The following is a 14,336-nucleotide window of genomic DNA, read 5'->3' as shown; positions in this document are numbered from 1 at the left end:
GCCTTGACGTTCCATCTATCCACTTTCAGCAGCACCAAAGCGCACCAAAAGAGTGCGCAAGGTCTCCCATGACAACGTGTAATCCGCTACAGGTTCAAGCTTTCAACACCGCCGATGTCACCGAGCAGATCCGCGCCACGCCGGGTTGGGTTCAGCATTACCAGCAGATGTCGCCGGGGCATTTCGCCGGGCAGATCCGCTATCTGGATTTGCAGGGTGTGGAGGTTTACGAAGAACAGATGAACACCCGGGTCGAGCAGAATTTCAGCGCGCCGGAAGGGTCGCTGGCGTTCTGTTTCGATCGCAGCGACAACGCGCTCTATCTGCTCAATGAAGAGAGCCGCAACATCTGGATCACCCCGGAGAACTATCAGGAAATCGCCGTGGTGTTCGGCCCGGAATTCGTCCAGCGCAACGGCCTGGACGTGGCCAGGCTGGAAGGCCTGTTCATGGCGCCGCTTAACGGCGCGCAGAACGGATTGTTCAGTCGCTGGTTAAGCTCGACCCTCACGAAGTTGTCGCAAACCCTTGATCAGCCAAGCAAAGAAGCACTGACCCAACAGTTGCTGGAGGACTGTCTGTTCATCCTCGACAACGCGAGCGTGTGCCTGGACGGCGGTGGTTTGCAGCGTCGCGCCGAAGAGCGAATCACCCTCAAGCGCGTGGGGGAGTGGGCGGCAGATTCGCCGGAAGAAACCCTCAATCTGCTGGAACTGTCGCGGGTGGCCGGGGTTTCCCTGCGCCAGTTGCAACAGACATTCAAGGCATACACGGGGATGTCGCCGAGTCATTGGCTGCGTTTACGCCGGCTCAACAGTGCGCGGCGGGAGTTGCTCAAACGCTCGCCAGCGGACACCACCGTGGCAGAAGTCGCGATGAATTGGTCGTTCTGGCATTTGGGCCGTTTTTCAAGCAGTTACAGGGCAATGTTCAAGGAGTTGCCGAGCGAAACATTGAAGCGCTCATCGTCCATGTGACGAGCGCTCTTCGCCTCAAACAAAAAAGGCGGGAGAGGTTTCGGTATTCACCGAAACCTCTCCCGCCTTTTTCACCTGCCGATTTTGCAAAGCTTGTCGCACTACCGATTAATCGACTCTGAGACGATTGAAGGAAGATGAAAGCGATTTTTTCATCAGTCTGGCCATCGGGGTTTCTATTTCTTTATGGATGACATGGGACGCACCTATCATCAAAGCGATGGTGCCCCAGAGCAGCAAATGTGGATTGATGGCCGGATAAGCCATATTGAAGATCATGAAGCCGATCATTTGATGCAGCAGGTAAAGCGGGTAAGTCAGGGCGCCCAATGCTGTCCAAACGAACTTCCCGATGGCTGACGTTTTATGCGTCGCGATAAAAAGAAACGTCATGAAAAACAGGGCAATGACTCCGCAGATGATCAAGGCGTCGTATTCGGTCGAATATTTCAGTTCGATCGACTCGGCCCAGGTGATCGCGTTGTAGCTGGCCAATGCCTGTGCAGCGGCCAGCAGGGAAATACGCGCTTTGGTAAAACCCTTGTCCCATATGATGTAGAACGTCGCACCGGCGATGAAATAGGCCGCGTAGTCGGTGATCAATATCGAGCGCAACTTTTCGAAAGCAAAGACTTCCGCTGTGGCTGAAACCAGCAGCCAAAGTACAAGGAACGTTTCTATTTTCTCTATCTTCTTGAAAGCCAACAGAATGGCGATCATCAGGTAGAACTTTATTTCGACGAACAGTGACCAGTAGACCCCGTCTATGGGCGGCACTCCGAGCACGTCGCCGAGGAATGTCAGGTTGATCACGTACTGATAAAGGTCAGCCGAAAATCTTGGCTGCCCAATGGCCAGCGTGACCAGAAAAGTGATCGTGCAGCACACCCAGAATGCCGGGCAAAGGCGGATGACGCGGGAAATGAAAAACACTTTGAGGTTGTTGCTCGAAGCCGTCATCAGGATCACGAATCCGCTGATCATGAAAAACAGCTCGACCCCCAGATAACCGTATTTGGCCACGTCAGCCAATAGTGGGTAGGGCATTACAGACATATCGCCCCTCGCATACCCGCGAAACGCATAGTGAAAAAACACCACGGCGATCGCTGCGAGGAAGCGCAACAAGTCCAGCTCGTTCAGTCGCCGGTTGTTCATGTACAGGCGCTCCAGACTCGTCAGCGCGGATCGATAACTGAGGACTGTGTCGTGTGACATCCGACTCAAGGCCAAAGCGGCGTAGGGTTGCTCAAGGACTGCGTAGCCACATGCGGATGTAATCGACTTCGAACGTGGAGGGCAGGTCAGCATCGTCGACCACGCCGAACCATTTCCACATGGCCTCACTGTCAAAGACGATCTGCATGGGGTAGAAAAAGTGGTCGTTCTTCAACTCCCTGACCAGCACGCCATCGACGTACCAGCGCAGGGTATCGGGCTGCCAGTCGAAGCCGTAGACATGAAAGTCACTGGCCAGCCGCCAGGGGCTGGTCCAGGTGCTGCCGTTGGCGATATGTTCGGTGCTCTGCGGCGTGGCCCAGAGGTGGGCGTTCATGTTGTAGGCGCGGTCTGAAGCCGCGTCTTTGGTCTTGCCGCCGATTTCAAAGATATCGATTTCGGTGGCGTTGTCGGCCATCCCTGTCCACGCCAGCCAGAATGCGCTGGAACCCGCAGAGTTCATGGGTTTGGCGCGTGCTTCGTAATAGCCGTAAAAACCGCGCTCAAGGGTACGAACCATCGCCGAGGTGTAATCCTTGAAACCGAGCTGGACGTACTTCGGTGGCAAGGTTTCCTTGCGAAAGACAATCTTCAGATGGCCGTTGCTGACGCTGGCATTGCGCTCGGTGAACAGCGCCGGCTTGCGTCCCAGCGACTCGTTGCCGATAGCATTGTTGACGTGCCAGCGCGTGCGATCGAGGGTGGTGCCATCGAACTCGTCGGACAGAGTCGTGTTGAGCAACCAGCGGCCGGCATTGGCCTGATCGGACAACGGCAGATCCGGATGGATGTGGGACGGCAGCGCGTCCAGGGGGCCGACACGTGTCCAGGTATCGGCCTGAACCGGTATGGCCACGGTCCACTTGTCTGCCAGGTATCGAAATACGCGCTGGCGCTCCGCGAGCGAGGCAAGCGGGCGGTCATACACCAGGACTTCGGCGATGTCGCCGCGAAAGTTTTCGGCATTGCCGACGGCATTGCGCCCCACGCCATACGGTCCCAGTGGCACGTCCTGCAGTTCAAGGACAGAAACCGTCGGTTCATAGGCACCGGTTTGCGGCAGGCTGACAGCGAAATTCGGCAGCACGTTATCGTTGCTGGTGGCTTGCGGCCGCGAACTGAACAACCGTTGCCAGGGATCGACCCCGGCCTGCTCTGGCAACCGGCGGGACACGATCAGTACGGTCGCAGACCCTTTGGCCGTGCGCAGTGCCCGGCCCAGTAATCCCGAGTTACCGCTCAAGCGCACCACCGCCTGGCCATTGAGGCTGTTCTCCATCCGTTGTGGCGGCGAAGAAGCGCCATCGACTGTCGCATCATTGGCCTTGCCTGATTTGTCGCTCCAGCGCTGGAGACGGTTCTGCGCATCCAGGCTCATCGTCGACGCGTCGGCGGCGTCCAGCCACAACACGAGCCCGGTACTCGGCACAGCAGGAGGCGCCTGCGCGGCGTTGCTTGCCAGCGAAACCGAAAACAGCGCGGCCAGCAGACATTCCTTGAACATCGGCATCACTTCACCGCAACGGGTGCCGGAATCTTGAATGAAGATTGATACCCCTGCGGATTGCACGACTGCCAGCGCCAGGTATCGGTGATCATTTGTTCCAGGCCGCGCTGTGCGCTCCAGCCCAATTCGCGTCCTGCCTTGCCCGGATCGGCCCAGCATTTGGCGATGTCACCGAGACGTCGAGGGGCGAAGCGGTAGGGAATGCTGATGCCGGTGATGTCCTCGAAACTGTGAATGATCTGCAGCACGCTGTAGCCAACGCCCGTGCCGAGGTTCCAGAAGTGAATCCCGTTGTTGTGCTGCAGCACTTGCAGTGCCTTGAGATGCCCGATGGCCAGGTCGACCACGTGGATGTAGTCGCGCACGCAGGTCCCGTCTACGGTGGGATAGTCGCTGCCGTACACCGTGAGTTCGGGTATCCGGCCAATGGCGACCTGCGTCAGGCACGGCAACAGGTTGTTGGGGCGGCCCCTCGGGTCTTCGCCGATCATTCCGCTTTCGTGGGCGCCGATCGGGTTGAAGTAACGCAATAACCCGATGCTCCAGCGTGGATCGGAATCGCACAGATCCGTCAACAACTCTTCGATCATGAGCTTGGTGCGGCCGTAGGGGTTGACCGGTTTGCCAGTGCCGAAATCTTCGGCAATCGGAGTATTTTCCGGCTCTCCGTACACCGTGGCCGAAGAACTGAATACCAGTTGGAATACGTTATTGCGGGCCATCGCCTGGCACAGGTCGAGCGTGCCGGCGACATTGTTGGCGTAGTAGTCCAGCGGCTTGCGCACGCTCTCTTCGACGGATTTGAGACTGGCAAAGTGCACCACGGCCTCGATGTCGTACCTGCTGAAGATATCGTCGAGCAGCACCGGATCGCGAATATCGCCCTTGATGAAGTCGACGCGGGTCAGGGTCAGTTGTTCAAGGCGCCGGATGCACTCTCGACAGCTGTTGCACAGGTTGTCGAGCACCAACACCTTGTGGCCGGCGTTAATGAGGGCCAAAGCCGTGTGCGAGCCGATGTAGCCGGCCCCGCCAGTAATCAACGTGGTTTTGCGCATGATGAGGTCTTCCTGTCTCGGGGACTGAACTCAGCGGGAGGTGAAAACCGATTTGAATTCCTGTGGCCAGTGCGGGTGCATGACGCTGTAACCCACGGCATAACTCAGCACGCCGACCACGATGCTGCCGATCAAGTGCAGATAGCCCTGTAGTCCCAGCTGCGGTAGCACGACCAGCACGGTTGCCGCCATGACCAGTGAGGCGATCACGCTGCGGTAACTGGCTTCGAAAAAGCCGTGCCAGCTGTAACCGATCGCCGTGTTGAGGCCACGGATCTGCAGCGGCGTGATGACCAGCATTCGCGCAAACAGAGCGCCGGCTGCGGCCATGCCGCCGTACAGATTGCCGAGGGTGTAGACCAGCGCCAGGGCCAGCGCGGTGGTCAGCACTTCGGCCTTGATTGTGAGGTGGCTGCGGTTGACCGCCACCAGTGCGGTGGTGGCATACATGGCGCTGTTGCCGATGGCGGCCGTGCAGGCCAGCACTTGCAGCAGAGGAATGGCTTCGGCCCATTTGGCGCCGAAGATCAGCAGGATCAGATCGTTTGCCGTGAGTGCAATGCCGATGAACAGCGGCGTCAGCAGAAAACCGCTGACAGCGGTTGAATCGCCGATGATCCCGATCAATCGTTTGGGCTCTGCGCTGCGCCGGGAGAACGCTGGCAACGCATAACTCAACAGGCCGTTGTAGATCGCGGTGCGTGGCAGCTCGATGATGCGCATCGCCATGTTGAACATGCCGACGGCGTTCGCGCCGGCGGTGATGCCCAGAACCACGTTGACCCCGCGTTGCAAGGTTTGCGAGCTCAGCGCGTTGATGGCCACCGGTGCGCCGGACTTCAACAACTCGCGCAGGATCGGACCGTCGATGTGAAAGGGGATGCGTCGCGGGTCTGCGCGCATCAACACAATGATCGACACCAGCTCCATGATCAGCGCCTGGGCAATGACCGCCCACGCACCCAGTCCCCAAAGCGCAACGGCAATCCCGCCGACGCCACCCGCCACCTTGCCCAGCAGCGTGCGCGACGCCAGCATCCTGAAGTTGCTGCTGCGGCGCATCTGCGCCACATAGACCCGCGCCATCATGGTGAACAGGATCTTCAGCGAGGCTACCGCCGTCATCCATTGCAGCACCGGATCCGGGGTGTACAGCATGACGGCGCCCGAGATAACGCCGATGCTTACCAGACTGACGAGCACCGCCGCCCAGTAGGCTGTGCTGATGTGTTTGTCTTCCAGCCGCTCAAGTCGTACCAGCGGGTCTTCCAGCACCGACGAATACACCAGACCGATCAGTTCGACGATGGCAATGATCACCGTGCCCACACCCAGCTCGGCTGGCGACAGCAGCCTGGCGTAAGCGACGAAGGTAATCATCGACAGCAGGATCAGGCCGAATTTTTCGGTGAAGATCCAGGTCAATGTCATCAGGCGATGGTTGGCCATGGCGGATACCGGTTCAATGAGCCGTGGTTGAGGCCGTTGTCTTGCGCAAGGTTCTGGCGCGGGCATAGAGGTAGCGCAAGGTCGGTTTGCCATTGGCGAAGATCAGCGTTTGCCATGAGCAATCGAGCATTCGCCGGTACACGCCGAGGACCTGGTCATGCTCGCCACGTCGGGAAAACGCTTCGAGAAAATCGGTGTGGTTGCCCAGCTCGAAATCGATCCGCTGCTGGCGGGTCAGTTGCGTGCCGTAGCGGGCGAGGTACACCTCGATGAAGCGGATTTTGTTCTGGTAGTACTTTTTCGGATTCGCGGTCATGTTGCCGCCATTGACCGTGCGCTCCAGCAGCACCTCCGGCACCGTGTGGATCTCCCAGTGCTCGGCGATCCGGGTCCACATGAAGCGGTCTTCGGAATAACGCAGGCTGGCATCGAAGCCGCCGAGTTGCATGATCACGTCACGTTTGACCAGCGCGGTCGAAACGCCATTGACGACGTTGGCGTGGATGAAATCGTAGAAATGCCTGCCGTGCTTGAGCCGGTCGTCCAGCTGGCGCCTGCCATCGCTGTAATTGACTTGCGCGTAGCAGTCGATCAGCCCGACCGGCCGGCCCTGGCGGGTGAGTTCGTCATACAGTGCCAGCTGCAATTCCAGCTTGCGCGGATGCCATTGGTCATCGGCATCGAGCATTGCCACAAATGCCTCTGCGGAGTGCCGCATCCCATGATTACGGGCGCTGGCCTGGCCTTCGTTGGCTTGCTGCAACAGCGTCAGGCGAAACGGCGCGACGAAGTCTCTGACCCGTTGTGGTCCGTCATCGGTAGAGCCATCGTCGATGACGATCACGTGATCGGGCAGTCGGGTTTGCCGGGCCAGGGACGTCAGTGTCTGCTCGATGCTGTCGGCGCCGTTGTACATCGGAATGACGACGCACACTGAATTTGCTGAACGGGGAGCTTGGTTTGGCACGGTGATTCTCCTTGGGTTACGCGCTGGCGGAATCGCGCGGTAGTGCGCTGCCCGATGAACGCTGACGCAGCGCTGCCGGTGAGGATTCGGGATAGGTCGCGTGGTGGTGCCGGAAGGTCAGGGCCAGCGTGCAGAACACCAGAAACTCGGCGGAGCGGTAGTTGGGAATCACGTAGGCCACATAGTTGGTGATGGCGAACAGGCCGATGATGACCAGCGCACTGGCGCGAAACCGGGCTGCCTGATTCGCCGTCACGGCGCGGTATTGCTTGAACAGTGCTTCACCGAACATCAGCGCCAGCGCCGTCAACTGGATGAGGCCGCCGTTGAGCAAGGTCTCCATGTAGCCGCTGTGGGCGTTGCCGATGTAACCCCAGCGGGTGATGAACGCATCGGCATCAGGGCTGGACCAGAAGGCGCCGAAGCCGTAGCCCTTGAGAAACTGGCTGTCGATGAAAGGCGCGAGCAGTTCCCAGATCAACGTGCGATCGGTGAGTGACGGGTCGCGACCGGCCATTTCCAGCAGTACCGCAAAGTTGCTGTACAGAAACAGGCAAACCAGCAGGTAAAGGACGGTGCATCCCAGGAACAGCAGCTGTGAGCGATTGATGCCCAGGCGGATCATCGTGAGGAAGTACCAGTAGCTGATCGTGCCGGAAATGATCAGCGCCACGCCTGTGGCTGACTGGGCAAGCAGGATCGCGACCAGCGAAAAGAATGAACAGAAGAGTGCCCAGCGATTGCGCTGCCGGATCATTGGCAGCAACAGCACGATGGCGATCGCGTTGAGCCGGGCGCCGGCATTCTTTTCGGCGAAAACGCCTTTGAATGCGCCATCGCGAATGCCCCCGGAGAGGAACGCCACTTCAGGCATGACCACAGCGAGCAACAATCCGATCAACGCCGCTATGCCGATGGCGCAACCGAGCATGAAGGTGATTTTTTCAAGGGAGTAGTTATAGGCAAGAAAACCGGCAAAAAACACCACGCCGAGCAGGGCGATGAACCGCTTGAGACTGAGCATCGGGTCGTGGGACCAGCCGATCGACGCAATGACACAGAGCAGGAACACCAGCAGGAAGAAGTTGCTGCGATAAAAGGTCTTGCTGAGGAATACCTTGTTGCGGATGAAAAAGAACAGCGGCACCAGCAAGGTGATGAGGCCGCAGACCTGATTGGCGACGTTGCCTTCGAGGTCTTTATTGATATCGCCAAAGCTCGCAGCACTGCCCAAACCGAGCACAAAAGTGATCACCTGAATGTAAAACAGGATGCCGAACAAGGTGAAAGCGTCGCGTAACGTCGAATACCTGATCGTCAATGTGCTCATGATGACGTACTCCCGATCAACGCTCTGAGGTAGGTCTGCACCGCGCTGGCACTCATGAATCGCGCGGCTGCATCGAGGCGTGACTGACGCTGCAGATCGCGCGGTATGGACAGTTGCTCGGCGATGGCCTGCGCCAGGGCGATGGGATCATCGACAGCGACCAGCGGCGCCACCAGACCGCCGACGAGGATGTCTTGCGGACCGTGGGGGCAGCGGGTCGCCACCACCGGCGTACCGGTGGATAACGCCTCGACCAGCGCGTTGGGACTGCCCTCGAAACGCGACGACAGTACGAAGCAATCGGCTGCGGCCACTTCTGCCAGGGGATCATTGGCATAGCCCGGCAGATCGAAGCGCTCCGCCACCCCCAGCTGTTTCGCCTGTTCCAGCAGTGCGGCCCTGAGGGCGCCTTCGCCAAAAATGATCAGGCGGGCACGGCGATCCGGCAGTGCCGCGAACGCTGTGATCAGCGTGTCGAAACCTTTTTGTGGCGCCAGACGCCCCACGGCGACAATCACCGTGCCGGACTTTTCCAGCAGCCAGCGGTGGCGGGGCAGTCCCGGCGTCTTCTCGCGGAAATCGTTGTCGAGCACCGGATTGTCGGCAATGGTCACGTCTTGCCGCCGGGCGAGGGTGGTATCGACCAGATCCTGGGCGACACCGCGCGATACACAGATCACCGGATTCGGAATCATCCGGTAAAGCAGCGGTGCCACCCGATAAGCCATCCGCACCATGAAGTCGGGGTTCACGTGCCGGTCATGGGAAAAGGCATTGCGCTCGCTGACGTGCAGCCGGGCCAGCGTACCGGACAGGGCCGCCGCGACGATCGCCACCACGTTGACGTGGGTGAGGGCCGCCAGTTGGGCGTCAAAGCGATTGGCACGCAGAAATCGCGTCAGTGCCGGCACCGCACGGACGCTGCGCGGGCTGTGCAATTCAACCTTTTTCACCCGCGGGTCGAGATGCGCTGCGTGAATGCCGCCGCCGGTGAGCATCAGCAATGTCACGTCATTGCCCGCATCCACCAGCGCTTTGGCGAGGCGCGCCATCATTTTTTCAGCGCCGCCGGCGCTGAGGTCATGGAGGATGATCAGTAACTTTTTCATTGATTCCAGACCTGGTAATACGCCTGCGCCGCGTGCTGGCTGGTGTAAGGGCGCAGGGTGTCAGTGAGCGTCTTGTCGCTGCAGGAAATGTCATTGCGCAGGGTCAGGTGTCGCAGCATGCCGTCGGCCAGCGCCTGTACATCGTTGACGATAACCAGCTGGCCAAGCCGGCCGTGGTCCAGCAACTCTCTCGGCCCGGTCTCGCAATCGCACGCCAGCACCGGCGTGCCCAGCGCCAACGCCTCGATCAGCACGGTCGGCATGCCTTCTTGCAGGGAGCTCAAAATGAACAGCCGGGCGTGTCTGAGCACGGGATAGGGATTGCTGAGGAAGCCGCTGAAGTGCACCTGTTGCGCGATACCCAATTGATTGGCCTGAGTGACCAGTGCTTCGCGCAACGGGCCATCACCGACGATCACCAGATCCGGCAGCGCTGCGCTGCGTAGCGCCAACGCATAAGCGTCCAGCAGCAGATGAAACCCTTTGGGCTCGACCAGACGGCCCAGGCCTAACCAGTAGTTGCGGGGGAAACCGGCGGGTTGCGGTGCCTGGGCGGCCTGGAACAGTTGATCGGTGACGACGGCATTGGGGCAATAACGGATGCGATGCCGCCCCCAAGGCACGGCATCGGCGAGGGTCTGGCGCAGGGCCGAGGAAACCGTCACCACCTTGCCGCTGCCACACAGATATAAGGTGTAGAGCAGGCGCAGGCTTGAGGGGCCGGTTTTCTGTTCGCTGCAATCGAGTGTCGCGTGGCGGCTGTAGATGACCTTGCAGGCACTGCCCAGGGTGGCGAACCACGTGCAGAGGTTCGCCTGTTCCTTGGCGGAAATGAGGTGGGTGACGCCCTCGCGCTGGATGAGCCGGCGCAACAGTGCGATGGACTTGAACAGGCCGGCAATGCCGCTGCCACCACCGCTGAAGCATTGAATGTCCCGGGTGTCGGGCATGTCCGCGTTCATGACGAAAAAACTCACACGCCGGCCGTCCTTGAGAAACTGCTCGGACAACCGTTGCTGAACGCGCTCGATGCCACCGCCGGGCTTGAAATCCTTGAGGATAAACAGGATGTGCATGGTCATTCCCCAACGCTGATGGCGACTTTGTGTCGAACGATCATGTTCAGGAGGTGCAGGAAGTTGGTGGGGTAATCGATGAGGTAGCGCTTGATCGTGTGGGGCTCGCGGTACATGCGATAAAACGCGCGCAGGTGCAGTCGATTGATCAGTGCCGGGTAGTACTGCCGCGTCGCCAGGGCTTCTTGCCGGATGAACCCGCCACAGGTGAAGGCGACCCCGCGAAAGCCTGCGCGCAGGGCATCCTGTTCGAACTGCTCTTGCAGTCCGGCGCCCAGGCCGACGATCAGAATGTCCGCTGCGCTGCGACAGATGTCAGCCCGAATGCCTTCGGCCTGGGCGGCGTCGAAATAGCCGTTGTGATAGCCGGCGATGCTCAGTTGCGGATAAAGGGTTTTGATCTTGCTGATGAACAGGTCGAGTTCAGCTTGTCGGGCGCCGACGAAATAAACCCGTTTGCCCTGTTGCTCGGCGCTGCGCAGCACGACGTCGGCTATCGAGGTGAAGTCGAAGCTGACCCGACCAATCGGTCTGCCGGTAATGCGAGACATGAAGGTTGACATCAGCATGCCGTCGCAAAAATAGGCAACGCTGCTCGGGGTTTGCTCGAAAAAACTGCCAATCGAGGCAAAGTTGATGAAGGAATAGGCCTGGTTGGCCTCCAGCAATTTCGCCGAGTAGTGGCCGACTATCTCCAGTTTGAACATGGCGCGGCTCCTCTCAGAGAACTGAAGGGGTCTGCCGACCCACGGAGACGTAGGTGAATCCACGTTTGCTCAAACGCTGGGGATCGAACAGATTGCGTCCGTCGAAAATCAGTGGCTGTTTGAGCAACTGGCTGAGCCGGTCGAAGTCCGGCGCCCGGAACGATTGCCACTCGGTGACGATGATCAGGGCGTCGGCATTTTTCAGCGCCGCTTCCTTGGTGCCTGTCAGGGTCAGGTCATCGCGCGAGCCGTATAAGCGCTGGGCCTCTTCCATGGCTTTGGGATCGAACGCCTGCACGCGGGCGCCGGCTTGCCACAACGCCTCCATCAGTACGCGGCTGGGAGCCTCGCGCATGTCGTCGGTGTTGGGTTTGAAACTCAACCCCCACAGGGCAAACGTCTTGCCGCGCAGGTGACCGTCGAAGTGATCGGACACTTTGCGGAACAGGCTGGCCTTCTGCTCCTGATTGCGCGACTCCACGGCCTTGAGCACCCGGGCGTCGACGTCTACACCGTTGGCCGCCTGTATCAGTGCCTTCACGTCTTTGGGAAAACACGAGCCGCCGTAGCCGAGACCGGGGTAGATAAACTGGTAACCGATGCGTGGGTCGGCACCGATGCCGTGGCGCACCTTTTCGATGTCGGCGCCGAGCTTTTCAGCGAGGCAGGCCATTTCGTTCATGAAACTGATCTTGGTCGCCAGCATGCAATTGGCGGCGTACTTGGTCAGTTCAGCGCTGCGAACGTCCATGACAATGATTTTTTCGCGGCTGCGATTGAACGGCTCATACAGTTCGCGCATAACCTCTTCGGCACGCGGGCTGTCGGTGCCGATGATGATTCGGTCCGGGCGCATGCAGTCTTCGACCGCGCAGCCTTCCTTGAGAAATTCCGGGTTGGAAACCACGTCGAACGTCAGGTCACTGCGACCGTTGTCGGCCAGTACCTGCCCGATACACGCTCGCACCCGGTCGCCGGTGCCGACCGGCACGGTGGATTTGTCGACGATGATCTGATGCCGATCCATGTTCAGCGCGATGGTTTGCGCCACGCTCAGCACGCATTTGAGATCCGCCGAACCGTCTTCGTCGGGCGGCGTGCCGACGGCGATCAACAGCACATCACCATGGTGAACGGCGTCCACCAGGTCTGTGCCGAACCGCAGCCGGCCGCTTTGATAATTGTCGCGCACCAGACTCTTGAGGCCAGGCTCGTAGATCGGCAGCGTGCCTTCTTTCAGCGCCTCGACCCTGCCCGCGTCGACGTCGACGCAGAGCACTTTGTGCCCGACCTCGGCCAATGCAGCACCTTGGACAAGGCCTACGTAACCAATACCGAATACGCTCACATTCATGGTCGAACCTCAGGTCGTCGTGACGGTTATCAACGGTCGGGCAGGGGAGCGGCAGAAGTGGGACAGGGGCTCAATAGATGTTTTTCGAGAACAGCGTGAAGGGGGTCTTGATAAGGATTTTGATGTCGAGCCACAGCGACCACTGGTTGATGTAGTTGAGGTCCTGGGCAACGCGCAGCTGCATCTTTTCCACGGTCTCGGTTTCGCCACGATGGCCGGTGATTTGGGCCAGGCCGGTGATCCCCGGCTTGAGGCGATGCCGGGCCATGTAGGCGCGCACCTTGCCGGTGTAATAAATGTTGTGGGTGACGGCATGCGGGCGCGGGCCGACCAGGGCCATCCGGCCGGACAGGACGTTGAACAGCTGAGGCAATTCGTCGATGGAACTGCGGCGCAGAAAGCCCCCGATCGGCGTGAGGCGGTCATCGTTGCGGGTGGCCTGGCGAACCTCCTGGTCGTCGTGGACGTGCATGGAGCGAAACTTCCAGACCTTGATCACTTCACCGTTGCAACCATGACGGTTCTGCTTGAACAGCACCGGGCCTGCGGAGGTGAGCTTGACGGCAACGGCCACCACCAGCAGCAAGGGGCTGAGCAGAGCAATGGCCAGGCCGGCGAGGCTGCGTTCAAACAGATCCTTGCAAAACAGGCTGGCGGGGTGCGAGCTGAGCAGGCTCTCGTTGAGGTAGATGGCCGGCATCCGCTCGATTTCCGAGATCGAATGGTTGAGCAACACCATGCTGCCGAAATCCGGAATCCACACCACGTCGACATTCATGTCCAACAGGTCGATGTAGAGCGCTTCGATCGTTGCGGCATGGGCCATCGGCAGCACGATATAGACGCGACGCACTTCCAGTCCCGTGATGATCTCGCGGATGGCGGAAACGTGGCCGAGCAACGGCAGAATGCTGGGTGCGGGGCCACTGCTGTCGGCAGCGGCGATGAAGCCCAGCACCAGCGCGCGGTTCGGCAGTGACAGTTTTTTCGCCAGTTCATGGGCCGTCGGGCAGGTACCGATGATCACCGAGCGACGCCCGTTGCAGACCCTGCGCGAATACAGGCGGGCCAGGTAATGCAGGGGCAAAAAGCTCAAGGCCTGAACCACGAAGCCCAGCACCGCCCAGACCATGATCACCTGGCGTGAATAAATGGCGCTGGTCTGGGTGAAGAACGCAATCGCCGCCAGAACGGCCAGCAGGATCAACCAACCGGCCAGCAACCTGCCAAGCCCGACCAGCAAGCCATGGCGCTTGTGGTAGACCTGCATCACGCTGTAGATCGGCACCGAGCCGAGCACGGTCAGAATGATCAGGATGCGGTATTCACTGGTCAGACTGCCGACGCGCCACTGCACGAGCAGCATCAACAGCGCTGTCACCAGCGACAGTGCGCACAGCCACTGGCCCCAGAACGTCAGGCCTCGGCGGTGTGTCATGTGAGCGGTATAGAGCGAAGTCATAGGCTTAACCTCAAGACAGCATTCATGCATCAGCGCGAATCGAGCAGACACGACGTGTCTCCCGATGGCTTTTCCGTAGCTCGGCGGAGGTGAAGCGAGTGGTGCGTTGGCAGAAGAGGGCG

12 protein-coding genes are annotated in these 14,336 nt (G+C 59.7%); 1 reads left to right on the top strand and 11 read right to left on the bottom strand.

Annotation, left to right across the window (positions count from 1 at the left end; genetic code table 11):
* Positions 1-68 precede the first annotated feature (68 nt).
* Complete coding sequence (locus QR290_RS15710; protein WP_085745609.1) at positions 69-977, top strand: helix-turn-helix domain-containing protein; 909 nt, start codon at positions 69-71, stop codon at positions 975-977.
* A 108-nt stretch (positions 978-1,085) separates the two neighbouring features.
* Here the strand turns inward: QR290_RS15710 and QR290_RS15705 are convergent, their stop codons facing one another.
* The 11 genes from QR290_RS15705 to QR290_RS15655 form a co-directional block, all read right to left on the bottom strand.
* Entirely contained in the window at positions 1,086-2,135 is a 1,050-nt protein-coding gene (locus QR290_RS15705) for an acyltransferase family protein (protein WP_289203019.1), read from the bottom strand.
* Positions 2,136-2,226: 91 nt separating this feature from the next.
* Positions 2,227-3,705 (bottom strand): family 16 glycosylhydrolase, encoded by a 1,479-nt coding sequence (locus QR290_RS15700; protein ID WP_289203018.1) that lies wholly within the window; start codon positions 3,703-3,705, stop codon positions 2,227-2,229.
* On the bottom strand, positions 3,705-4,760 hold the full coding sequence (gene galE / locus QR290_RS15695; RefSeq protein ID WP_289203017.1) for a UDP-glucose 4-epimerase GalE: 1,056 nt from the start codon (positions 4,758-4,760) through the stop codon (positions 3,705-3,707). The genes QR290_RS15700 and galE overlap by 1 nt, the downstream gene beginning before the upstream one ends.
* A gap of 30 nt (positions 4,761-4,790) precedes the next feature.
* Positions 4,791-6,209 (bottom strand): oligosaccharide flippase family protein, encoded by a 1,419-nt coding sequence (locus tag QR290_RS15690; RefSeq protein ID WP_289203016.1) that lies wholly within the window; start codon positions 6,207-6,209, stop codon positions 4,791-4,793.
* Between the two features lie 13 nt (positions 6,210-6,222).
* Positions 6,223-7,143, bottom strand: coding sequence for a glycosyltransferase family 2 protein (locus QR290_RS15685; RefSeq protein WP_289203015.1), 921 nt, complete (start codon positions 7,141-7,143; stop codon positions 6,223-6,225).
* A gap of 49 nt (positions 7,144-7,192) precedes the next feature.
* Positions 7,193-8,506, bottom strand: a complete 1,314-nt coding sequence (locus QR290_RS15680) for an O-antigen ligase family protein (protein WP_289203014.1) — start codon at positions 8,504-8,506, stop codon at positions 7,193-7,195.
* Positions 8,503-9,615: a glycosyltransferase gene (locus QR290_RS15675; protein ID WP_115077995.1), complete on the bottom strand. Its 1,113-nt coding sequence runs from the start codon at positions 9,613-9,615 to the stop codon at positions 8,503-8,505. Before QR290_RS15675 ends, QR290_RS15680 begins: the two co-directional genes overlap by 4 nt.
* Positions 9,612-10,691 carry a glycosyltransferase gene (locus QR290_RS15670; protein WP_115079950.1) on the bottom strand — a complete coding sequence of 360 codons (1,080 nt, stop codon included), beginning with the start codon at positions 10,689-10,691 and terminating at the stop codon, positions 9,612-9,614. Before QR290_RS15670 ends, QR290_RS15675 begins: the two co-directional genes overlap by 4 nt.
* A 2-nt stretch (positions 10,692-10,693) precedes the next feature.
* Complete coding sequence (locus QR290_RS15665) at positions 10,694-11,398, bottom strand: WecB/TagA/CpsF family glycosyltransferase (RefSeq protein ID WP_115077994.1); 705 nt, start codon at positions 11,396-11,398, stop codon at positions 10,694-10,696.
* A gap of 13 nt (positions 11,399-11,411) precedes the next feature.
* Positions 11,412-12,752, bottom strand: coding sequence for a UDP-glucose dehydrogenase family protein (locus QR290_RS15660; protein WP_289203013.1), 1,341 nt, complete (start codon positions 12,750-12,752; stop codon positions 11,412-11,414).
* Positions 12,753-12,822: 70 nt separating this feature from the next.
* On the bottom strand, positions 12,823-14,214 hold the full coding sequence (locus QR290_RS15655; protein WP_115077992.1) for an undecaprenyl-phosphate glucose phosphotransferase: 1,392 nt from the start codon (positions 14,212-14,214) through the stop codon (positions 12,823-12,825).
* Positions 14,215-14,336 lie beyond the last annotated feature (122 nt).

It is taken from the genome of Pseudomonas fluorescens (assembly GCF_030344995.1).
In the GTDB taxonomy this organism is placed as follows: Bacteria; Pseudomonadota; Gammaproteobacteria; order Pseudomonadales; family Pseudomonadaceae; genus Aquipseudomonas; species Aquipseudomonas fluorescens_BF.
This window is presented reverse-complemented; position numbering and strand designations above follow the sequence as displayed.